Source organism: Thiobacillus sp. 65-1402, assembly GCF_001897685.1.
In the GTDB taxonomy this organism is placed as follows: Bacteria; Pseudomonadota; Gammaproteobacteria; order Burkholderiales; family Thiobacillaceae; genus Thiobacillus.
Map to the genome: position 1 here is coordinate 1 of NZ_MKUG01000205.1, position 20,626 is coordinate 20,626.

18 protein-coding genes are annotated in these 20,626 nt (G+C 65.5%); 6 read left to right on the forward strand and 12 right to left on the reverse strand.

The window, feature by feature from the left end; all coding sequences use genetic code 11:
- Positions 1 to 46: 46 nt before the first annotated feature.
- Genes ubiB through ubiE form a run of 3 tightly spaced genes read right to left on the reverse strand, consistent with a single transcriptional unit; the run spans position 47 to position 2,924 of the window.
- On the reverse strand, positions 47 to 1,591 hold the full coding sequence (ubiB, locus tag BGO62_RS15160) for a ubiquinone biosynthesis regulatory protein kinase UbiB (RefSeq protein ID WP_296644022.1): 1,545 nt from the start codon (positions 1,589 to 1,591) through the stop codon (positions 47 to 49).
- Entirely contained in the window at positions 1,588 to 2,193 is a 606-nt protein-coding gene (locus tag BGO62_RS15165) for a hypothetical protein (RefSeq protein WP_296644024.1), read from the reverse strand. The genes ubiB and BGO62_RS15165 overlap by 4 nt, the downstream gene beginning before the upstream one ends.
- Entirely contained in the window at positions 2,190 to 2,924 is a 735-nt protein-coding gene (gene ubiE, locus BGO62_RS15170) for a bifunctional demethylmenaquinone methyltransferase/2-methoxy-6-polyprenyl-1,4-benzoquinol methylase UbiE (protein WP_296644026.1), read from the reverse strand. The genes BGO62_RS15165 and ubiE overlap by 4 nt, the downstream gene beginning before the upstream one ends.
- Before the next feature lie 137 nt (positions 2,925 to 3,061).
- Between ubiE and phoB the strand changes: the two genes are divergently transcribed.
- Entirely contained in the window at positions 3,062 to 3,754 is a 693-nt protein-coding gene (phoB, locus tag BGO62_RS15175; protein WP_296644028.1) for a phosphate regulon transcriptional regulator PhoB, read from the forward strand.
- A gap of 31 nt (positions 3,755 to 3,785) precedes the next feature.
- Positions 3,786 to 5,132 carry a phosphate regulon sensor histidine kinase PhoR gene (gene phoR / locus BGO62_RS15180; RefSeq protein ID WP_296644030.1) on the forward strand — a complete coding sequence of 449 codons (1,347 nt, stop codon included), beginning with the start codon at positions 3,786 to 3,788 and terminating at the stop codon, positions 5,130 to 5,132.
- On the opposite strand, the gene BGO62_RS15185 is transcribed toward phoR, so the two are convergent.
- The 3 genes from BGO62_RS15185 to BGO62_RS15195 all read right to left on the reverse strand — a co-directional run bounded on the left by BGO62_RS15185 (position 5,101) and on the right by BGO62_RS15195 (position 10,514).
- Positions 5,101 to 5,523, reverse strand: a complete 423-nt coding sequence (locus BGO62_RS15185; protein WP_296644033.1) for an HIT family protein — start codon at positions 5,521 to 5,523, stop codon at positions 5,101 to 5,103. The two genes, phoR and BGO62_RS15185, sit on opposite strands and share 32 nt — an antisense overlap.
- A 60-nt stretch (positions 5,524 to 5,583) precedes the next feature.
- Positions 5,584 to 6,603: a PEP-CTERM sorting domain-containing protein gene (locus BGO62_RS15190; RefSeq protein WP_296644035.1), complete on the reverse strand. Its 1,020-nt coding sequence runs from the start codon at positions 6,601 to 6,603 to the stop codon at positions 5,584 to 5,586.
- A 140-nt stretch (positions 6,604 to 6,743) separates the two neighbouring features.
- Entirely contained in the window at positions 6,744 to 10,514 is a 3,771-nt protein-coding gene (locus BGO62_RS15195; protein WP_296644038.1) for an FAD/FMN-binding oxidoreductase, read from the reverse strand.
- A gap of 144 nt (positions 10,515 to 10,658) precedes the next feature.
- On the opposite strand from BGO62_RS15195, the gene BGO62_RS15200 reads away from it, so the two are divergent.
- Positions 10,659 to 11,282: a DUF2238 domain-containing protein gene (locus BGO62_RS15200; RefSeq protein ID WP_296644043.1), complete on the forward strand. Its 624-nt coding sequence runs from the start codon at positions 10,659 to 10,661 to the stop codon at positions 11,280 to 11,282.
- Between the two features lie 62 nt (positions 11,283 to 11,344).
- On the opposite strand, the gene nadA is transcribed toward BGO62_RS15200, so the two are convergent.
- Positions 11,345 to 12,376, reverse strand: coding sequence for a quinolinate synthase NadA (nadA, locus tag BGO62_RS15205; RefSeq protein WP_363924481.1), 1,032 nt, complete (start codon positions 12,374 to 12,376; stop codon positions 11,345 to 11,347).
- A gap of 178 nt (positions 12,377 to 12,554) precedes the next feature.
- Between nadA and hda the strand changes: the two genes are divergently transcribed.
- Positions 12,555 to 13,208, forward strand: coding sequence for a DnaA regulatory inactivator Hda (gene hda / locus BGO62_RS15210; protein WP_296644048.1), 654 nt, complete (start codon positions 12,555 to 12,557; stop codon positions 13,206 to 13,208).
- Here the strand turns inward: hda and trxA are convergent, their stop codons facing one another.
- The 4 genes from trxA to BGO62_RS15230 all read right to left on the reverse strand — a co-directional run bounded on the left by trxA (position 13,209) and on the right by BGO62_RS15230 (position 18,374).
- The gene (trxA, locus tag BGO62_RS15215) at positions 13,209 to 13,586 is read right to left on the reverse strand and encodes a thioredoxin (RefSeq protein ID WP_296644051.1); all 378 of its coding nucleotides are present in this window, start codon (positions 13,584 to 13,586) and stop codon (positions 13,209 to 13,211) included.
- Between the two features lie 170 nt (positions 13,587 to 13,756).
- Complete coding sequence (locus BGO62_RS15220; protein WP_296644053.1) at positions 13,757 to 14,023, reverse strand: hypothetical protein; 267 nt, start codon at positions 14,021 to 14,023, stop codon at positions 13,757 to 13,759.
- Between the two features lie 171 nt (positions 14,024 to 14,194).
- The gene (locus tag BGO62_RS15225) at positions 14,195 to 17,281 is read right to left on the reverse strand and encodes an efflux RND transporter permease subunit (RefSeq protein ID WP_296644056.1); all 3,087 of its coding nucleotides are present in this window, start codon (positions 17,279 to 17,281) and stop codon (positions 14,195 to 14,197) included.
- Between the two features lie 46 nt (positions 17,282 to 17,327).
- Complete coding sequence (locus BGO62_RS15230) at positions 17,328 to 18,374, reverse strand: efflux RND transporter periplasmic adaptor subunit (RefSeq protein ID WP_296644059.1); 1,047 nt, start codon at positions 18,372 to 18,374, stop codon at positions 17,328 to 17,330.
- A gap of 166 nt (positions 18,375 to 18,540) precedes the next feature.
- On the opposite strand from BGO62_RS15230, the gene msrP reads away from it, so the two are divergent.
- Together msrP and BGO62_RS15240 are read left to right on the forward strand one after the other, a co-directional pair.
- Positions 18,541 to 19,479 (forward strand): protein-methionine-sulfoxide reductase catalytic subunit MsrP, encoded by a 939-nt coding sequence (gene msrP, locus BGO62_RS15235; RefSeq protein WP_296644061.1) that lies wholly within the window; start codon positions 18,541 to 18,543, stop codon positions 19,477 to 19,479.
- Positions 19,479 to 20,099 (forward strand): protein-methionine-sulfoxide reductase heme-binding subunit MsrQ, encoded by a 621-nt coding sequence (locus BGO62_RS15240; RefSeq protein WP_296644064.1) that lies wholly within the window; start codon positions 19,479 to 19,481, stop codon positions 20,097 to 20,099. Before msrP ends, BGO62_RS15240 begins: the two co-directional genes overlap by 1 nt.
- 95 nt (positions 20,100 to 20,194) lie before the next feature.
- Here the strand turns inward: BGO62_RS15240 and BGO62_RS15245 are convergent.
- The coding region (locus BGO62_RS15245) for a hypothetical protein (protein WP_296644067.1) at positions 20,195 to 20,626 on the reverse strand (432 nt) is incomplete at its 5' end.

Consider the following 20,626-nt stretch of genomic DNA (forward strand, 5'->3'; position numbering starts at 1 on the left):
GAAGTTCAGGTAGAGGGCGACAAAACCAATCAACATGGCGGGACGCTTAGTGCAGGACGGTATAGAGAATGACGGCCGACAGCGCGGCGAGCAGGCCGGCGATGACGCCCAGCCAGCGGTTGCGGGCATGCTGCTGGCGCAGCATCAGGGCGAGTCCGGCTTCCAGTTGGGTCAGCCGGTTCTCGTTCAATGCCTGGTGCGCCAGGCGCGGCAGCTGCGGCAGCAGGGCTGCCCATCTGGGCGCTTCGGTCTGCAGATTCCTCACCAGCGCGCGCCAGCCGATCTGCTCGTTCATCCAGCGTTCGAGGAAGGGCTTGGCGGTTTGCCATAAATCCAGCTCGGGGTCGAGCTGGCGGCCGAGGCCTTCGATATTGAGCAGGGTCTTCTGCAGCAGCACCAGCTGCGGCTGGATTTCCACGTTGAAGCGGCGCGAGGCCTGGAACAGCTGCAGCAGCACGCGGCCGAAGGAAATCTCCTTCAGCGGGCGGTCAAACACCGGTTCGCACACTGCGCGCACCGCGGCTTCGAGCTCGTCGATGCGGGTGTCCGGCGGCACCCAGCCGGATTCCAGGTGCGCCAGCGCCACCCCCTTGTAGTCGCGGCGGAAGAAGGCGAGGAAGTTGCGCGCGAGGTACTGCTTGTCGACCTCGGTGAGCGTGCCCATGATGCCGAAGTCGAGCGCGATGTACTGCTCGGAGCCGGGGCGCACCAGGATGTTGCCGGGATGCATGTCGGCGTGGAAGAAACCGTCGCGGAACACCTGGGTGAAGAAGATTTCGACCCCGGCGGCGGCGAGCCTGGGGAGATTCACACCGGATTCGCGCAGGCGCTCGATGCGGCTCACCGGGATGCCGTCCATGCGGTCCATCACCATGACGTCGCGGCCGCAGTAGTCCCAGTAGACTTCGGGCACCAGCAGCAGCGGCGAATCCTTGAAATTGCGCCTGAGCTGCGAGCAGTTGGCGGCCTCGCGCATCAGATCCAGTTCGTCTTCCAGGTGCTTCTCGAATTCCGCCACCACCTCGCGCGGACGCAGCCGCTTGCCGTCGGCGAACAGTTTCTCCACCAGCCCGGCGGCGGCGTACAGCAGCGACACGTCGTGCGCGATGACCGGCGCGATGCCGGGGCGCAGCACCTTGACGGCAACCGCGGCGCCGTCGCCCCCCGCGGCAGACGCATGCAGGCGGGCGAAATGCACCTGCGCCACCGAGGCGGAGGCGACCGGGGTGGCGTCGAATTCCGCGAACACCTCGGCCAGGGGTTTTTTGTACGCCGCTTCCAGCGTGGCGATGGCCTCGGCGGACGGGAAGGGCGGCACCCGGTCCTGCAGCAGGGCGAGTTCGTCGGCAATGTCGAGCGGCACCAGGTCGCGCCGGGTCGAGAGCATCTGGCCGAACTTGACGAAGATCGGCCCCAGCGCTTCCAGCGCACGGCGCAGGCGCACCCCGCGCGGTTCCGCGAGCGGGCGCCAGAACAGGGTGGCGCGCACCAGCCAGCGCAGCGGACGCACCCGCTCGTGGCCGAGGAAGAACTCCTCCAGCCCGAAACGCAAGCCGATGGCGAGGATGCGGACGAGACGCAGCAGCTTCATGCGTTGCGCGGCCGCGCCTCCGGTGAGTGCGAAGGCGTTTCCAGCAGGCGCAGGCGGGCGTCCAGCCGTGCGGTGGCGTCGGCCAGCGTGTCGACGGCGCGGTTGAAGCGTGCGACATCGACCGCGCGCGCCATCAGTCCGGCTTCTTCGACCGCGTATTCGCCGGCGTTGTGGCCGAGCGCGGAGAATGCGCGGGCGATACCGGCGAGGGCGCCGCGTCCGCCTGCATTCAGCCGATGCGCGGCGATGTCGCCGACGATCGGCGCGAGGTCGGCTTCGACATCCCAGGACAATTGCCCGAATACGCGATCGAGCGTGGCGAGAAGCGCGGGGTCGCCGCTGTATTCGGCATGGCGCAGCGCGTCGCGGCCAAAGAACGGCAGGCGGGCGGCCAGCGCGGCGGTGGGGCGGATGACGGCATCGGGGGCGTCGACGACGGCTTCGGAAAAACAGCCGTCGTCGGCAATGCGGAAGTCGTATTGTGCCAGCGCCAGGTCGAAGCGCACGCTGCACCCGGCGTGGCGGCGCAAGGCCTCGGTCGCACCGGGCGACTGCCGCAGCAGGTGATTGAGGCTGCGCTCGATGAGGGCTTCAGCGATCAAACCTTGAAGCCCTTGTGCAGCGCCACCACGCCGGCCGTCAGGTTGTGGTAGCTCACCTTGGCGAAGCCTGCAGTTTCCATCATGGCCTTGAGTTCTTCCTGGCCCGGGTGCATGCGGATCGACTCGGCGAGGTACTGGTAGCTGTCCGCGTCGTTGGCGACGAGCTTGCCCATCAGCGGCAGCAGCTTGAAGGAATACAGGTCGTAGGCCGGCGCCAGCGGTTTCCACACCTTGGAGAACTCCAGCACCAGCAGGCGGCCGCCGGGTTTCAGCACGCGGTGCATCTCGGCCAGCGCCTGATCCTTGTGCGTCATGTTGCGCAGGCCGAAGGCCACCGACACGCAATCGAAATGATCGTCCGGGAACGGCAGCCGTTCGCCGTCGCATTGAATGGCGGGCGGGGTCCTGCCCTCGTTCAGCATGCGGTCGCGGCCTTCGCGCAGCATCGAGAAGTTGATGTCGGTGAGCAGCACGGAGCCGCTCTCGCCGACTTCCTTCAGGAACAGCCGGGTGAGATCGGCGGTGCCGCCCGCCACATCGAGCACGCGCATTCCGGGCCGCAATCCCGCCTGCGCTACGGCAAACCGTTTCCACAAGCGGTGCAGGCCGGCCGACATGAGGTCGTTCATGAGGTCGTACTGCGCGGCGACGGAATGGAAGACCTCGGCCACCTTGGCGGCTTTTTCGGATTCGGCGACCTGCTGGTAGCCGAAATGGGTGGTTTTATCCATGGCTGACGGGGCGAACAAATAAGCCTGGAATTCTACCAGCGCATGGGTTGGCAGGAGCTTGCGGGGACGCCGGATGTCATAAATCGGTCATACTGCCGTCATAGCATGGCCAACATTGCAACAAGGCCGGAGACCCCATGGCTGCCAATATTCTGCTGGTCGAAGACGAACCAGGGATTCAGGAACTGCTCAAATTCAACCTGGCGCAGGCGGGCCATCAGGTCACCGCCGCCGGCGACGCCGAGCATGCGCTGAAATTCCTCAAAAACACCCTGCCCGACGTCATCCTGCTCGACTGGATGCTGCCCGGCATGTCGGGCATCGACCTGTGCAAGCGCTTGCGCAGCGACGAGCGCTACCAGCCGATCCCCATCATCATGCTGACCGCGCGCGGCGAGGAGCGCGACAAGGTGCTGGGGCTGGATACCGGCGCCGACGACTACATCACCAAGCCGTTCTCGCCGCGCGAGCTGGTGTCGCGCATCAAGGCCGTGCTGCGCCGCCGCGCGCCGCAGATGACCGACGAGCCGGTCGAGATCGACGGCCTCAAGCTCAACCCCTCCAGTCATCGGGTGTCCGGCAGGGGCCAGCCGCTGGAACTGGGGCCGACCGAATTCCGCCTGCTGCATTTCTTCATGACCCATCCCGAGCGCGTCTATTCGCGCACCCAACTGCTCGATCAGGTGTGGGGCGACGACGTGTTCGTGGAGGAGCGCACGGTCGACGTCCACATCCGCCGCCTGCGCCTGGCGCTGGAACCGTCCGGCCATGCCGAACTGATCCAGACCGTACGCGGCTCAGGTTATCGCTTTTCGGCCGAAGTGGGATAATCCGCCTACCGGGTTTTGGGGAAGGTTGAACATGGGTTTCTGGTGGCGTCCGCTCAGCGTGCTGGCCAGCGTGTTGTTGGTGGCGCTGATTCTGTGGGCCGCTTCCGGCTGGATCGCTGCGCTGGGGTTTCTTGCCGGCATCCAGGCTTTCGTGATGCTGCGCCGCCTGTGGCAGGAATTCCGCCTGGCGCGCTGGCTGGAAAACCCCGACGAAGTGGAGCCCCCCGACGCCACCGGCACCTGGGGCGACATCTTCTACCGGCTGCAGAAACTGCAACGCCGCCAAAAGGCCAGCCGCGGCCGGCTCACCTCCGCGCTTGAACAGTTCGAACATGCCGCGATGGCGGTGCCCGACGGCATGGTCATTCTCAACGGCAGCGAACAGATCGACTGGTGCAATCCGGCCTCGCGCAGATACCTGGGGCTGGATTGCGAGCGCGACCGTGGCCAGTTTGTGCGTTACCTGCTGCGGCAGGCGCATTTTCTGGAGTTTCTCGATGCGGCGGATTACTCGCGGCGTCTGGTGTGCAAATCGCCGGTCAATCGCGAGATCACCCTGTCGCTACAACTGGTGCCATTCGACGAAAGCAAGAAACTGCTGGTCGCGCGCGACATCACCGACCTTGAGCGCGTCGACGAGATGCGGCGCGACTTCATCGCCAACGTTTCGCATGAACTGCGCACGCCGTTGACGGTGGTCGGCGGCTTCGTCGAAACGCTCGCCGACGCCCCCGACTTGCCGGCTACCGACAGCCGCCATTATTTCGACCTGATGCTCGATCACACCCGGCGCATGCAGCACCTGCTGGATGATCTTCTGACGCTGTCGCGCCTGGAGAGCGCCGACCACTTGCTGTATGACGAGCCCGTCAACGTGCCCGAAATGGCGCAGGCGCTGAAGGCCGAGGCGGAATCGCTCAGCCGCGGACGGCACTCGGTCAGACTGGAAATCGACAGCGCGGCCTGGCTGGCGGGCAACCTGCAGGAAATCCGCAGCGCGCTCGGCAACCTGGTGTCGAACGCGGTGCGCTACACCCCCGAGGGCGGCGCAATCACGCTGGCCTGGCGCGAGTGCGACGGCGAGGGGACGTTTTCCGTGACCGATACCGGCGAAGGCATCGCCGCCGAGCATATTCCGCGCCTGACCGAACGCTTCTACCGGGTGGATCGCAGCCGTTCGCGCGAAACCGGCGGCACCGGGCTCGGCCTTGCCATCGTCAAGCATGTCCTCACCCGCCATGGCGCACGGCTGGACATCCAGTCCACCCCGGGCAAAGGCAGCACCTTCTCGGCCGTCTTCCCCGCCCAGCGCGTCCAGCCGCCCCCCGCGCAGGAAAGCGGCAGGCTCATGCCGTTGCCCGAGCAAGCCGCCGGCTGAGGGAGGCGGCGAGCCGCGCATCGAGGTCGGCCGGCGCCGGATGCGGCGCCTGGCGTTTTCGCTCGCCCCACACCGCGTTGGGGAAATGCGGATCGCCGGCAAAGCGCGGAATCACGTGCCAGTGCAGATGCGGCACCACGTTGCCGAGCGAGGCGAGGTTGACCTTGTCGGGCGCCATCACCTCGCGCAAAGCGGATTCGGCGGCCAGCACCACCTGCATCAATCGCTGCTGGTCGCCGGGCGGCAGGTCCGTCATCTCCTTGACGTGGGCCTTCAGGATCACCCGCAGGAAGCCCGGATGGTCCGGTTCGTCGGCAAGGATGACGCGGCAGAAATCGTCCTGCCACAGCACCACGCCCCCCGATGCATCGCATATCGGACAAACAGTCATTTTCGGCTCCCCAAACAAAACGCCCCGCATCTTGCGGGGCGTAAACAAGTCTGACAAGCTTCACACCCCTCTGCGGCGCGTGCGCCAGCCGACGAGTCCCAGCCCGGCCAGCAGCATCGCCCACTCGCTCGGTTCGGGCACGACTGTAACGCGGTAAGCCGTACCCGAGGCGGAGGCGAAGGCCGCGCCTTCGGGTAGGACAATCTCCGTCATCAGCGCGCTGTCGAGGAAGTCGAGGGTGGTGGCGCCGGTGCCGTCAGGTTCAGGGACGGGAGCACCGAATGCGGTGAATGAGGCAAAGCCCTCACCGGTCGCCGCACCCATTGAACCAACCAAATAAAACGCTTCGCCGTAGGTGAAGTTAATCGTACCGGTCAACGCTAGGCTGATGTCATGGATTCCAGTCCCCAATGTTTGGTCATACAACGGGGCACCCGAGCACAAATCGCCAGGGTTGGCTGAAGAAATGTCGCCACACGCTAGGCTGGTTGGGATGGGGTTTGAGAATGGCAAAAACTCGATGCTGTGCTCTGTCACCGGGGAAATGCTGAATGGATCCTGGTAGGGGGATGGCAAGAGAAATACTGCACCTGTTATCGAACTGTCGATTGTGTAAGGGTGCGTTGTTCGCGTACCCAGTTGATAGCTGAAGTACCCGCCAGCGGCTCCCACTGTTGCAGTTCCATTGACTTGGGCAGTGACGGTTGCCGTTCCTGCGCCCGTTCCGCCGGTAATAGTGACCTGGTCGAACCAGTTGGAACCTCCAGTAACGAAATCTCTGGGTACTGAGCCGTTGTAGCTGGCATAGGCATGATTACTGCTCAATGTGGTGCTGGCGGATGCGTTGTACCCACTGTTGCTGATTGCGGCGGTATTCCCGGATACGAAGGTTTCCTGATATTCCACGATGGTCGATGCCAGTGGTGTATCTAAATCCACTGCACCGGCTTGCGAAAACACATCGTGGGTAGGCAAGCCTATCGATATGTTTCCATACACATCGACATTGAGCGTAGCAGCCCAGGCAGACGCGGAACAGGCGAGCATTGTGGCAGCGAGTGCCGCCAAGCGTGCGTTCATTATTTTCCCCTCCAAGAGACCAAGTAGTTGATTTGAAATACTTGTTATTAGGTCTCCGCAAGTCTGCAGGCTAGCATGGCCATTCTCCCGGAGCAACGACGCCCCGGGTTTCGCCAGTAGATCGGATCGAGCTACAAGGTTTACAGCAGCACGCGCTCGATTCCGCCGTTGCCCACGCGCGCGAGGTAGCTCGCCATCCAGTTCTCGCCGAGCAGCTGCTTCGCCAGTTCGATCACGATGTAGTCGGGCTCGGTGCCGGTGTCGTCGCTGTAGCGCGCCAGCCCCTGCAGGCACGACGGGCAGCTGGTGAGGAGCTTGACCGGCTGCTTGCCCGCGCCGAGCGCGGCGACGCTGGCGCGAATCTCCTCTTCCTTGCGGAAGCGGATCTGGGTGGAAATGTCCGGCCGGCTGACGGCGAGCGTGCCGGATTCGCCGCAGCAGCGGTCGGACAAGGCGACCCCGCCGCCGAGCAGCGCGTTGGCCACCTTCATCGGCGCGTGGGTTTTCATCGGCGTGTGGCAGGGGTCGTGGAAGAGGTATTTCTCGCCGCCGACATTGTCCAGTTTCACGCCCTTCTCCATCAGGTACTCGTGGATGTCGAGCAGGCGGCAGCCGGGGAAGATCTTCTCGAATTCGTATTTCAGCAGCTGGTCCATGCAGGTGCCGCACGACACGATCACGGTCTTGATGTCGAGGTAGTTGAGCGTGTTGGCGACGCGGTGGAACAGCACGCGGTTGGCCGCGGTGATCGCTTCGCCCTTGTCGGCCTGGCCGCTCGCGGTTTGCGGGTAGCCGCAACAGAGGTAGCCGGGCGGCAGCACGGTCTGCGCGCCGAGCTCGAACAGCATCGCCTGGGTGGCCAGCCCGACCTGGGAAAAGAGGCGCTCGGAGCCGCAGCCGGGGAAATAGAACACCGCGTCGCTGTCTTCGTTGAGCTTGGCCGGGTTGCGCAGGATCGGCACGATCGAGGGGTCTTCCAGTCCCAGCAGCGCGCGCGAGGTTTTCTTCGGCAGTCCGCCGGGCATCGGCTTGTTGACCAGATGGATGACCTGCGCGACCGGCTTCGGCCGGCCCAGCGTGGCGGGCGGGTTTTTCGTCTGCGCCTGGATCAGCCCCATGCGCTTGAACAGCTGGTGCCCCAGCCGCTGGCTGGCGTAGCCCCATTCGATCAGCGGTTTCCTCAGCGCCTTGATGGTGGCGGGGTCGGTCGCGTTGAGGAATGCCATCGACGCCCAGGTGCCGGGATTGAATTTCTTCTTGCCCTGCTTCCTCAGCAGGTTGCGCATGGCGACCGAGACGTCGCCGAAGTCGATGTCGACCGGGCAGGGATTCTTGCACTTGTGGCAGATGGTGCAGTGGTCGGCGACGTCGCCGAACTCGTCGAAGTGCTTCAGCGACACGCCACGCCGGGTCTGCTCCTCGTACAGGAAGGCCTCGATCAGCAGCGAGGTGGCGAGGATCTTGTTGCGCGGCGAGTACAGCAGGTTGGCGCGCGGGATGTGGGTGTTGCACACCGGCTTGCACTTGCCGCAGCGCAGGCAGTCCTTGATCGAATCGGCGATGGCGCCGGTTTCCGAGGCTTCGAGGATGATCGATTCGGCCTCCAGCAGGCCGAACGACGGCGTGTAGGCGTTGCGCAGATCGGCACCCGGCAGCAGCTTGCCCTTGTTGAAGCGGTGCGCCGGATCGACCTTGTTCTTGTAGTCGGCAAAGGTCGCGATCGTCGCGTCGTCGAGGAATTCCAACTTGGTCAGGCCGATGCCGTGCTCGCCCGAAATCACCCCGCCAAGGTCGGTGGCCAGCGCCATGATGCGGGCCACCGCTGCGTTGGCGGCCTGCAGCATGGCGTAGTCGTCGGAGTTGACCGGGATGTTGGTGTGCACGTTGCCGTCGCCGGCGTGCATGTGCAGCGCCACGAACACGCGGCTTTTCAGCACCTCTTTGTGGATGCGGTCGCAGGCCTCGAGCAGGCGGATGTATTCGCGGCCGATGAACAGCTGGTGCAGTTCGCGCCTTACCTCGCGCTTCCACGACACGCGGATGTGCTTGTCGCGCAGCGCGGCGAAGACCGTTCCGTGCTGGTGCGGCGCATCGAGGTCGCTGGCATAGTCCCGCCAGCGGACTTTCACGGTTTCGATGAGGGCCAGCGCGCGCTGGCGCTTTTCTTCCACCTGCACGGGATCGGCGACGGTATCGTCGTCTTCCAGCAGCGGCAGCGGCGCGGCGAAGAACTCGGCCAGCGCGTCGAGCAGCTTGAGCTTGTTGGCGATCGACAGTTCGATGTTGATGCGCTCGATGCCATCGGTGTAATCGCCCAGCCGCGGCAGCGGAATCACCACGTCCTCATTGATCTTGAACGCGTTGGTGTGCGCCGCGATCGCCGCGGTGCGGGCGCGATCGAGCCAGAAGATCTTGCGGGTTTCGGGCGCTACCGCGATGAAACCTTCGCCGCCGCGCGCGTTGGCGATGCGCACGATGTGCGAGGCGGCTTCGCCGGCCGCGACTTCGTCGTCCGAGACGACGTCGATCAGCAGCACCATGTTCGGCCGCGCGGCCCGCGGCGCCTTGGTGGCGTAGCCGACCGCCTTGACGTAGCGCGCGTCGAGGTGCTCGAGGCCGGCGAGCAGGATGGCGGGATGCGCGTCGCAATACTCCTTCACCTCGACGATTGCCGGGGTGGCCTCGGCGGCATTGCCGAAGAATTCCAGGCACACGGTGCGGGTGTGCGCCGGCAGCCGGTGCAGGATGAAGCGCGCCGAGGTGATCAGGCCGTCGCAGCCTTCCTTCTGGATGCCCGGCAGGCCGGCGAGGAACTTGTCGGTGACGTCCTTGCCGAGGCCGGTCTTGCGGAAGCGGCCGCCGGGGATGGTGAGGATCTCCGGCGAGCCTTTCGGCGTCCTGCCGTCGGCGGCGAAACGACGGATTTCGAAGGTGGCCGAAGGCGCGTCGTGGATCTTGCCGAGGTTGTGGTTGAGCCGGCTGACCTCGAGCCAGTCGGCATCCGGCGTGACCATGCGCCACGACACCAGGTTGTCGAGCGCGGTGCCCCACAGCACGGCCTTCTTGCCGCCCGCGTTCATCGACACGTTGCCGCCGATGGTCGAGGCGTCCGCCGAGGTCGGGTCGACCGCGAATACCAGGCCGGCGGCATCGGCCGCTTCCATCACCCGCTTGGTCACCACGCCGGCGCCGCAGTGGATCGTCGGCACCTCGAATTCGACCCCGGGCAGCGCGCACATTTCCACCACGCTCATCGCTTCGAGCTTCTCGGTGTTGATGACGGCGGCCTGTTCGGTGAGCGGGATGGCGCCGCCGGTGTAGCCGGTGCCGCCGCCGCGCGGAATGATGGTCAGCCCCAGCTCGATCAGCCCCGCCACCAGCGCGGCCATCTCGGCTTCGGTGTCCGGGGTCAGCACCACGAATGGATATTCCACCCGCCAGTCGGTGGCGTCGGTGACATGCGAGACGCGCGCCAGGCCGTCGAACGCGATGTTGTCCTTGCGGGTGACGCCCGCCAGGCGGCGCAGGATGCGCGCCCGCAGGCTGGCGGTGTCGGCAAACCAGGCCTCGAATTCGCGCACCGCATGCCCGGCCGCGGCCAGAAGCTGGCCGACCAGTTCGTTGCCCTGGCGCCGTACTTCGATCTCGTGCAGGCGATGCCGCAGCGCGTCGACCAGCATCTGCCGCCGCTTCGGGTTGTCGAGCAGGTCGTCTTCCAGGTAAGGGTTGCGCCGCACCACCCAGATGTCGCCCAGCACCTCGAACAGCATGCGCGCCGAGCGTCCGGTCTTGCGTTCGCCGCGCAGCGTGTTGAGCACGTCCCACGCAGCGGCGCCGAGCAGGCGGATGACGATTTCGCGGTCGGAAAACGAGGTGTAGTTGTAGGGGATTTCGCGGAGGCGGGAAGTCATGGCGTGACGGTGCTGCAAAAGCTGTATTTTACGGGATATTGCAGGGATGTCGGCAGCGCTTGCCGTCGCGTATCCGAGAACGGGGTCGCCGCGCCGCCGTCGGCCACTTTTTACCCAACTGGAGCGGCAGGAAGGATGCATCGCATGAAAATGAACGGCACCATGCGCTACGAAAATCCCGTGCTGGCGGGGTTGACCGTGCTGGCGCTCGCCGCGTCGGGGATGGCCCCGTTCGACCGCCCGACCTGGTTCCTGGAAACCCTGCCGGTGATGCTGGGCCTGCCGCTATTGATCGCAACGCGGCGGCGTTTTCCGCTGACGCCGCTGCTCTACCGGCTGTTGTTTGTCCATGGCCTGATCCTGATGCTGGGCGGCACGTATACCTATTCCCGGGTGCCGCTGGGACTCTGGCTGCAGGACGCGCTGGATCTGTCGCGCAACCATTACGACCGGCTGGGACATCTGGCGCAGGGCTTCATCCCGTCCATGCTCACCCGCGAAATCCTGCTGCGCGCCACCCCCTTGCGGCCCGGCGGCTGGCTGTTCTTTCTGGTGACGTGCGTGGCGCTGGCGGTCAGCGCCAGCTACGAATTCGTCGAATGGGGCGTGGCCCTGGCGGTGGGCGGGGAGGCGGACGCCTTTCTCGCCACCCAGGGCGACGTGTGGGACACGCAGTGGGACATGTTCATGGCCCTGCTGGGCGCGCTCGCCGCACAAGCCCTGCTGTCGCGCCTGCACGACCGCCAGCTGGCGCGGCGGCCTGTTTGAATGGCTGCCGAATGCGTGCCGGGCGAGCGGGCCGGTTCTGGCCATGGCCGGAGGGGAGCGGCTCAGTCGCCCAGTTGAATTTTTCCGGCCTTTTCGGCCGCCGCAAAATCCAGCATGCGCTGGATCGACACGGCGGCCTTGGCGCGAATGCTTTCCTCGATGTGGATTTCGTTGCCGCCGTTCGCGTCTCCCGCGGGGGACTCCAGCACGGCGGCAAGCTTTCTCAGGCCGTTCATCGCCATCCACGGACAGTGCGCGCACGAGGTGCAGGTGGCGCCTTCGCCCGCGGTCGGCGCTTCCAGCAGCAGCTTGCCGGGGGCGGCCGCACGCATCTTGTGGAAGATGCCGTTGTCGGTGGCGACGATGAATTCCGGGTTGGGCAGGGTGCGCACCGCCTCGATCAACTGGGTGGTCGAACCGACCACGTCGGCCAGCGCGATCACGGACTCGGGCGATTCCGGGTGCACCAGCACCGCCGCGTCGGGGTGCCCGGCGCGCAGCTTCGCGAGCGCCTCGGCCTTGAACGCCTCGTGCACCACGCAGGAGCCCTGCCACAGCAGCATGTCGGCGCCGCTGATACGCCGCACGTATTCGCCCAGGTGGCGGTCCGGCGCCCACAAGAGCTTGTGGCCCTGCTGATGCAGGTACTTGACGATCTTGGCGGCGATGCCGGACGTGACGACCCAGTCGGCGCGCGCCTTCACTGCGGCGCTGGTGTTGGCGTAGACGACAGACAAGCGGTCCGGGTGGGCGTCGCAAAAGGCGGCGAATTCGTCCGCCGGGCAGGCCAGGTCGAGCGAGCAGTCGGCTTGGAGGTCGGGCATGATGACGCGCTTTTCCGGATTCAGGATCTTGGCGGTCTCGCCCATGAACTTGACCCCGGCGACGATCAGCGTCTGCGCCGGGTGGGCATGGCCAAAGCGCGCCATCTCCAGCGAATCCGACACGCAGCCGCCGGTTTCCTCGGCCAGGTCCTGCAGGTCGGCCGAGGTGTAGTAATGCGCCACCAGCACCGCATCCTGCTGTTTCATCAGCGTTTTGATGCGTGCCTTGAGCGCCTCGCGTTCAGCGGGGGTGAGTATTTCCTCCACCATGGGCGGCGGCTGGATCACGGGTTTGAGCGGAACGGGAAAGGCAAGGCTCATCGGGACGACTCGAGGTTCGGATAGGCAAGGTTTTCAAGTATAGCGCTGCGTGGCGGACGTTTTCACATGGCGGCGCCCGGGTTTTTCTGGCGCGTTGCGGGGGCTTTTGGCTTATCCTTGCGCCCCTATGCAACAGTTGCTTCTCGACATCCGTCCCCCTGCCCGGCCCGAACTCGCCCGCTTCGTGGCGGGGCGCAACGTCGAACTGATGGCGCAGCTGCAGGCCATGCTCGACGGCAGCGCGGCCGAGCGCATGGTGTATGTATGGGGCGCGCCGGGCAGCGGCAAGAGCTATTTGCTGGCGGCTTGGGCGCATGCCTGTCGGGCGCGCGGCCTGGACGTGGATGTCACCGGGTTCAACGCCGCGCAGGCGGTGGTCGCGGACCGGGTCGACGCGTGGGATGCCGCGCAGCAGCGCGCCGGCTTTGCCGCCTTCAACCGGGTGCGCGAGGCGGGCGGGTTATGGCTGGCGGCGGGCAAGGCGGCGCCGGCCGAACTGCCGGTGATGCCGGAATTGCAGACCCGGCTGGGCTGGGGCCTGGTGTTCCAGTTGCACGGCCTGGACGACGCCGAAAAACGCGCCGCGCTGGCGCAGCACGCCGAAACCCTGGGATTCCGGCTGGAGCCCCAGGTGGCGGACTATCTGTTGAACCATACTGCGCGCGACATGCAGAGCCTGCTGCGAGTGCTGGAGGCGCTCGACCGCTTCAGCCTCGAAATGCGCCGTCCGATCACGCTGCCGCTGCTGCGGCAATTGTTGTCCGGCGCCGGCAGGCGCTGATCAGGCCTGGCCCTGCTGGGCCTGCTGCTCGGCGATGTCCTTGTGGACCTGCGCCATGTCCAGCCCCATGACCTGCTCGATCAGCGAATCCAGCGCGCTGGCGGGCAGCGAGCCGGCCTCCGAGAAGAGAATGACCTGTTCGCGGAACACCATCAGCGTGGGGATGGAGCGGATCTGGAAATAGCCGGCCAGATCCTGCTCGACCTCGGTGTTGACCTTGGCAAAGACGATGTTGGCGTGGTTTTCGGATGCGGCCTCGAAAACCGGGGCAAACCCGCGGCAGGGGCCGCACCACGGCGCCCAGAAGTCGACGATGACAACGTCGTTGCTCTGGATGGTGGATTCGAAGTTGTCCTTGGTGAGTTCGATGACGGCCATGCTGGTTCCTGCGAAGTGGTGAAATAAAAAGGCGCGAGGACGAGTCCTCCGCGCCTGAATGCCACCCTATCACGGATGGCGGGCCCCCGACAATGCGGAGGCGACTTATCGGGCAGTTCGGGCGGCTTGCCCGCTGCCCAGGTCCAGTCGAAACCGGCTGGCCTTGAAAGCTACTTGGCGAACGCCTGGCTGAACAGACTGCGCTTTTGTTCGGCCGGCTGAACGCCGCGCACCATGTTCGGGTTGTGCTTGAGGTTGCTGCGCACCTCGGCGCGGTTCACCGCCATGATGAGTTCGGTCGCCAGCACCCGCGCCTGATGCGGGGTCAGGTTGAGTTCGCACCCGTGTGCCTGGAGCATCACCACCACGCGGTCGCGGCCGTGGCTGTCTTCCTGCAGGGCGATGTCCAGCGCGTTGCCGGGTTCCAGTTCGATCATTCCGGGGTCTCCTTGTGTTGCGTGTTCAAGGAATCGAGCAGGGTTCATGCCAGTCTCCCGTAAGGCGCGGGGTGCGCGGAAAACCGCATTAAAGCAGGCGGGCTTGACGGTCTGATGAAAAGACGTGCCCACCGTGCTGACGAAGCTTCGTCAGCACGGTGGGCACGTTCGTCACTTGCGGGGGCTGGCGGCGAGCGGCGGAATTGCGTGGGCGGCGGCTGCGCGATCGCGCGTCAGCAGGATGTAGGCAACCGGAATGACGAACAGCGTCAGCAGGGTGCCGAGCAGCAGGCCGCCGACGATGACCCAGCCGATGGGCGAGCGCGATTCCGCTCCGGCGCCGGCGGCCAGCGCCAGCGGCACGGCGCCCAGCACCATCGCCGAGGTGGTCATCAGGATCGGCCGCAGACGCAGCCCGGCGGCCTCGATCACCGCCTCGACCCTGGGCTTGCCGCGTTCGCGCAGCTGGTTCGCGAATTCGACGATCAGGATGCCGTGCTTGGTGATCAGGCCGACCAGCATCACCAGTCCGATCTGGCTGTAGACGTTGAGCGTGGCGCCGGTGAGCTTCAGCGCCAGCAGCGCGCCGGTGGCGGCGAGCGGCACGGTGAGCATGATGATGAAGGGCGAAACGAAGCTTTCGAACTGCGCCGCCAGCACCAGGTAAATGACGATCAGCGCCAGCGCGAAGGTGACGGCGAGCGTCTGCCCGGATTCGCCGAATTCGCGCGACTGGCCGTCGAGCGCGGTGCGCGCGGATTTCGGCAGCGTTTCCTTGGCGGCCCGATCCATGAAGGCGAGCGCCTCGCCCAGCGTGTAGCCGGGCGCGATGTTGGCCGAGATGATGGCGGCGCGCTGGCGGTCGAAGTGGTTGAGCTCCTTCGGCGCGACGGTTTCGGAAACGGCGACCAGGTTGGACAGCGGCGTCAGGCTGCCGCCCTGGCCGCGCACGTACAGCGCGGTCAGGTCCTGCGGGGTGGCGCGCGCGGCGGGGTCGAGCTGCACCACCACGTTGTACTGCTCGCCTGCCTGCTTGAAGCGGGTGACTTCGCGCCCGCCGAGCAGGGTTTCCAGGGTGCGCCCGATGGTGTCGATGCCGACCCCCATCTGCGCCGCCTTGTCGCGGTTGATGTCGACCTTGAGCTGCGGCTTGTTGAGCTTGAGGTCGGTATCGGCGTTGACCAGCCCCGGGTATTCGCGCACCTTGGCCATCAGGGCTTCCACGGCCTTGTCCAGCTCGGCATAGCTCGGCGCCTGCACCACGAACTGCAGCGGCGGATTGCGGAAGCTCTGACCGAGCGAGGGCGGGTTGATCGGGAAGGCGAGCACACCCGGCATGCCCATGAACATCTGCGGGCCGAGGCTTGCGGTGATCGCCTGCTGGCTGCGGCTGCGTTCCTCCCACGGTTTCAGCGTCACGAACGACAACGCGCTGTTGACCGGGTTGGGGCGCTCCAGCCCCGGCGCCACCACGACGAACGCCGTATTCACTTCGGGCACGCTCTGGTAGAGGCCTTCGAGCTGGCGCGCATACTGGTCGGTGTATTGCAGGGTGGCGCCTTCCGGCGCCAGCATGAAGCCGATGAAGAAGCCGCGGTCCTCGGTCGGCGCCAGTTCGGATTTGAGCGATTTCAGGAGGCCGAAGGCGGCCGCCGCCGCCAGCACGAACACCAGCGCAACGATCAGCGGATGCTTGACCACGCGCGTCAGGCCGCGGGTGTAGGCGTTGTTCAGTCCGTTCAGCACGCGCTCGCCGAAATTGAACCAGGCGTTATGGCTGGTTTGATGGTGCAGGATCTTGCTCGCCAGCATCGGCGTCAGCGTCAGCGCGACGAAGCCGGACACCAGCACCGCCGCCGCCACCGTCATTGCGAATTCGGTGAACAGCTTGCCGGTATTGCCCTCGGCAAACGCCAGCGGCGCGAACACCGCGACCAGCGTGAGCGTCATCGCCATCACCGCGAAACCGATTTCCTTGGCGCCTTTGACCGCCGCCTCGAACGGCGGCATGCCTTCCTCGATGTGGCGGTAGATGTTTTCCAGCATGACGATGGCGTCGTCCACCACCAGGCCGATCGCCAGCACCAGCCCGAGCAGGGTCAGCACGTTGATGGTGAAGCCCATGGCGTAGAGGAAGATGAAGGCGCCGACCAGCGACACCGGGATGGTGACGAAGGGGATCAGAGTGGCGCGCCAGTTGCGCAGGAACAGGAAAATCACCCCCACGACCAGCACCATGGCTTCGAGCATGGTGGTGTACACGGCGTCGATCGATTTCTCGATGAAGATCGAGCTGTCAAAGCCGACCTTGAGCTGCATGCCTGCCGGCAGGGCGGCTTGCAGGCGCGGCAGTTCGGCCTTCACCGCGCGCGCGACTGCCAGCGTGTTGGCGGTCGATTGCTTGACGATGCCGAGGCCCACCGCGGCGCGGCCGTTGACGCGCACGACGTTGCGCTCGTCTTCGGCGCCGACCTCGGCGCGGCCGACGTCGGCCAGCCGCACCAGGATGCCGCCGCTGTCGCGGATGATGACCTGTTCGAACTGCGCCGGGGTGCGCAGGTCGGTTTCGGCCAGCACGGAAAACTCGCGCGTCTGGCTTTCGATGCGGCCGGAAGGCAGCTCGGTGTTCTGGCTGCGCAGCGCGGTCTCTACGTCCTGCACCGTCACCCCCAGCGCCGCCATGCGGTCGGGGTCGAGCCATATCCGCATGGCATAGCGGCGCTCGCCGCCGATGATGACCGAGGCGACGCCGGGCAGGGTCTTCAGCTGGTCGGCCACCACGCGGTCGGCATAGTCGGTGATTTCCAGCGGCGACTGGCGGTCGCTCGAGAAAGCCAGCCAGATGATGGCCTGGGCGTCGGCCTCGATCTTGGCTACCACCGGGTCTTCCGTCTCGCTGGGCAGCTGGCCGCGCACCCGCGCCACGCGGTCGCGGGTGTCGTTGGCGGCGGCTTCGGGGTCGCGCGACTGGATGAACTCCACCGTGATCTGGCTGACTTCCTCGCGGCTCACCGATTTGATGGTGCGGATGCCCTCGATGCCCGACAGCGAATCTTCCAGCGTCTTGGTGACCTGGCTCTCCATCACCTCGGCCGAGGCGCCGGGATAGACCGTGCGCACCGATACCACCGGCGCGTCGATATTGGGGTATTCGCGCACCGGCAGGCGGTCGAAGGCGATCAGGCCGACCAGGATGATGAGCAGGCTCATCACGGTGGCGAGCACCGGGCGGCGGATGGAAATATCGGAGAGGATCATGGATCGGTCTTCGCGGTTTGCCTGAATTGAGCGCGGTCAGCCCGCATCAGCGGGGCTGGCCGGCCTGCATTTTCTTCATCATCTGCGCCGCCTGCTCCAGCGTGACCACCGGCACGCCGGGGCGCAGCTTGATCTGGCCGTCGAGGATGACGGTGTCGCCGGCGGCCACGCCGGATACGATTTCGACCCGCCCCGGTTCGCGCTTGCCCAGCGTGACTTTGCGCAGGTCTGCCTTGCCGCCGACCGCCAGGAAAACGTACGAACCGTCCGGACGCGGCACGATCGCCTGTTCGGGCAGCAGGATCGCGCTGGTCTTGCCGCCCAGATCGGCGGTGGCGCGGGCGAACATGCCGGGCTTGAGCGTGCCGGCGGGATTGGCGATGCGCGCCCGCACCCGCACGTTGCGGCTGACCGGGTCGACCACCGGGTCGATGGCGTGCACCTTGCCGCTGAAGGTCTGGCCGGGCAGGGCGTCGATGGTCAGGGTGACCGGCAGGCCGATACGCACCAGCGGCAGGTAGGTTTCGGGCACCGGCACCTCCAGTTTCAGGTTGCCGAGCGCATCCAGCCGCACGATGTCGTCGCCCTTGTTGACATAGGCACCGGGGCTGACCTGGCGCAATCCGGCCAGGGCGGCAAACGGCGCGCGGATCACCGTCTTGTCGAGGGCAACCTGCTCCTGGCGCAGGCGCGCCCGCAGGATATCGAGGTTGGCGCGCGCTTCGTCGAGCGCCTGTCTGGAGATGAAGTTCTGCGCGACCAGTTCCTCGCTGCGCCTGTAGCGGCTTTCCGCCAGCTTGAGGTCGGCCTGGGCGGCGGCCAGGCGCGCGCGCGGCTCGGCAGAGTCGAGCACCACCAGCACCGCGCCTTTCTTCACCGGCTGGCCTTCCTTGAACAGCAGCTTGTCGATGCGGCCGTCGATTTCCGGGCGCACAACCACGCTGTCCTCGGCAATCAGCGCGCCCACTGCGTTGACCGTGCTGGATACCGGGGTGGCGCTTACCTTCATCATGTTGACCGGGATGAAGGGCGGGCCGCCCGCCTGGGCGAAAGCAAGCAACGGGGTGAACAGCAGGACGAGCAAGGCGCGCATGGCAGATTCCGCAAGAAGAACAAAGGCGTACGACAGGTGCGCACCTTATCAGGTCCGCGATGAAACAAAAACTGCCTGAGGGGGTCAATTCATGCAGGTGTACCGGGGGAAATGAGCGCATACACTGAGCATCTCAGGGAGCCACTTTCTTTCACAGGATTCCACCATGCTGATACGCCACCCGAACGATATCGCTCCGTCCGAAATCACCCCGCCTGAAATCTACCGGGAACGCCGCCGTTTCATGCAAGACGTGGGCGCGCTGGCGGCCGGCGCCGTCCTGGGAATTTCGCCCGTGGCAGAGGCCGGCACCAAGCTGGCCGGGGTGCGCGCCAGCGCCTACCGCCTCGATGAAGACAGGACGCCGTACAAGGATGTCACCACCTACAACAATTTCTACGAATTCGGCACCGGCAAAGGCGATCCGTCGGAAAACGCAGGCAGCCTGAAAACGCGCCCCTGGACGGTGGCGGTCGAGGGCGAGGTAGCCAATCCCAGAACCTACGACATCGACGCCTTGCTGAAACTTGCCCCGCTGGAAGAGCGCGTCTACCGGATGCGCTGCGTCGAAGGCTGGTCGATGGTGATTCCGTGGGTGGGGTTCCCGCTGAATGAACTGATCCGGCGCGCGGCGCCCACCGGCAACGCCAGATATGTCGAGTTCGTGACGTTGAACGATCCCGAACAGATGCCGGGCCTGCGCCGGCGCATCCTGAACTGGCCCTATCTCGAAGGCCTGCGGCTGGATGAAGCGATGCATCCGCTGGCGATCCTGGCGGTCGGCCTTTACGGCGAGGTGCTGCCCAATCAGAACGGTGCGCCGATCCGGCTGGTGGTGCCGTGGAAATACGGCTTCAAGAGTGCCAAGTCCATCGTCAAGATCCGCTTCGTCGAAAAGCCGCCGGTGACCACCTGGATGGCGGCCGCGCCGCGCGAATATGGTTTCTATTCCAACGTCAATCCGGAGGTCGACCATCCGCGCTGGAGCCAGGCCAAGGAACGCCGCATCGGCGAACTGTCCAAGCGTGATACGCTGATGTTCAACGGCTATGGCGCGCAGGTTGCCCAACTGTATCGAGGCATGGACCTGCAAAAATTCTTCTGATGCCCGTCGCCTTGCGCACCCTCAAGGCCGGAGTCTTCCTGGTTTGCCTGTTGCCGTTGGCGCGGCTGGTGTATCTGGGGGTTGCCGGCGGCCTGGGGGCGAACCCGATCGAGTTCGTTACCCGTTCCACCGGCACCTGGGCGTTGGCCGGGCTGATGGTGACGCTGTCCGTCACCCCGCTGCGGCGGCTGACCGGTCTGGCCGGTCTCATCCGCTACCGGCGCATGCTGGGACTGTTCGCCTTCTTCTACGCCTGCCTGCATTTCGTCGCGTATGTCTGGCTGGATCAGTTCTTCGACCCGGCGGCTATCGCCAGGGACATCGTCAAACGCCCCTTCGTTACCGTCGGCTTCGCGGCCTTCATTCTGCTTGTCCCGCTTGCCGCGACCTCAAGCCATGCCATGATGCGCCGCCTTGGCCGCCGCTGGCAGCAACTGCACCGCTTGATTTACCTGATTGCCCTGCTGGGTGTGGTCCATTACCTGTGGCTGGTGAAAAAAGACCTGACCGAGCCGCTGATCTATGGAGGGGTGCTTGCCCTGCTGCTGGCCCTGCGCCTGCCCTATTGCGGCAAGCGCTTCGTGCAGGCCGGATCTTCCGCCATGCAGAGGCGGCCATAGCCAGTCGGGGGAGATGAAACGGGGAACGCGTCCCCGGCCACGCTAATAAAAACGGGGGCCAGGCCCCCGTTTCAGATTGGGCAATGCCCGACCTGTTAGAGCCCGAAGGGCTTGATGACCGGTACCGCCGGTGCGGGTGCAGGTGCCGGAGCCGGCGCGGGTTTGGCGGCGACCACCTTTTTCGCAACCGGCTTCTTGGCTGCCGGCGCGGCTTTCTTGGCCACCGGCTTTGCAACAGGCTTGGCTGCCGGTTTTGCCACCGCTTTTTTGACTGCCGGCTTGGCGGCGGCTTTCTTGGCTACGGGCTTGGCTGCTGGTTTTTTGGCAGCGACGGCCTTTTTAGCCGGAGCGGCTTTCTTGGCTGCCGGTTTTGCCACCGCTTTTTTGACTGCCGGCTTGGCGGCGGCTTTCTTGGCTACGGGCTTGGCTGCTGGTTTTTTGGCGGCGACGGCCTTTTTAGCCGGAGCGGCTTTCTTGGCTACCGGTTTTGCTGCCGCTTTTTTGACTGCCGGCTTGGCGGCGGCTTT

Bases quoted from the DNA above. Each gene is read 5' to 3' on its own strand.
- trxA (WP_296644051.1), bottom strand. From the start codon at position 13,586: ATGGCCGTCATCGAACTCACCAAGGACAACTTCGAATCCACCATCCAG.
- hda (WP_296644048.1), top strand. From the start codon at position 12,555: ATGCAACAGTTGCTTCTCGACATCCGTCCCCCTGCCCGGCCCGAACTC.
- BGO62_RS15225 (WP_296644056.1), bottom strand. From the start codon at position 17,281: ATGATCCTCTCCGATATTTCCATCCGCCGCCCGGTGCTCGCCACCGTG.
- nadA (WP_363924481.1), bottom strand. From the start codon at position 12,376: ATGGTGGAGGAAATACTCACCCCCGCTGAACGCGAGGCGCTCAAGGCA.
- phoB (WP_296644028.1), top strand. From the start codon at position 3,062: ATGGCTGCCAATATTCTGCTGGTCGAAGACGAACCAGGGATTCAGGAA.
- BGO62_RS15220 (WP_296644053.1), bottom strand. From the start codon at position 14,023: ATGATCGAACTGGAACCCGGCAACGCGCTGGACATCGCCCTGCAGGAA.
- BGO62_RS15185 (WP_296644033.1), bottom strand. From the start codon at position 5,523: ATGACTGTTTGTCCGATATGCGATGCATCGGGGGGCGTGGTGCTGTGG.
- BGO62_RS15195 (WP_296644038.1), bottom strand. From the start codon at position 10,514: ATGACTTCCCGCCTCCGCGAAATCCCCTACAACTACACCTCGTTTTCC.
- msrP (WP_296644061.1), top strand. From the start codon at position 18,541: ATGCTGATACGCCACCCGAACGATATCGCTCCGTCCGAAATCACCCCG.
- BGO62_RS15200 (WP_296644043.1), top strand. From the start codon at position 10,659: ATGAAAATGAACGGCACCATGCGCTACGAAAATCCCGTGCTGGCGGGG.
- BGO62_RS15240 (WP_296644064.1), top strand. From the start codon at position 19,479: ATGCCCGTCGCCTTGCGCACCCTCAAGGCCGGAGTCTTCCTGGTTTGC.
- phoR (WP_296644030.1), top strand. From the start codon at position 3,786: ATGGGTTTCTGGTGGCGTCCGCTCAGCGTGCTGGCCAGCGTGTTGTTG.
- ubiE (WP_296644026.1), bottom strand. From the start codon at position 2,924: ATGGATAAAACCACCCATTTCGGCTACCAGCAGGTCGCCGAATCCGAA.
- ubiB (WP_296644022.1), bottom strand. From the start codon at position 1,591: ATGAAGCTGCTGCGTCTCGTCCGCATCCTCGCCATCGGCTTGCGTTTC.
- BGO62_RS15230 (WP_296644059.1), bottom strand. From the start codon at position 18,374: ATGCGCGCCTTGCTCGTCCTGCTGTTCACCCCGTTGCTTGCTTTCGCC.
- BGO62_RS15190 (WP_296644035.1), bottom strand. From the start codon at position 6,603: ATGAACGCACGCTTGGCGGCACTCGCTGCCACAATGCTCGCCTGTTCC.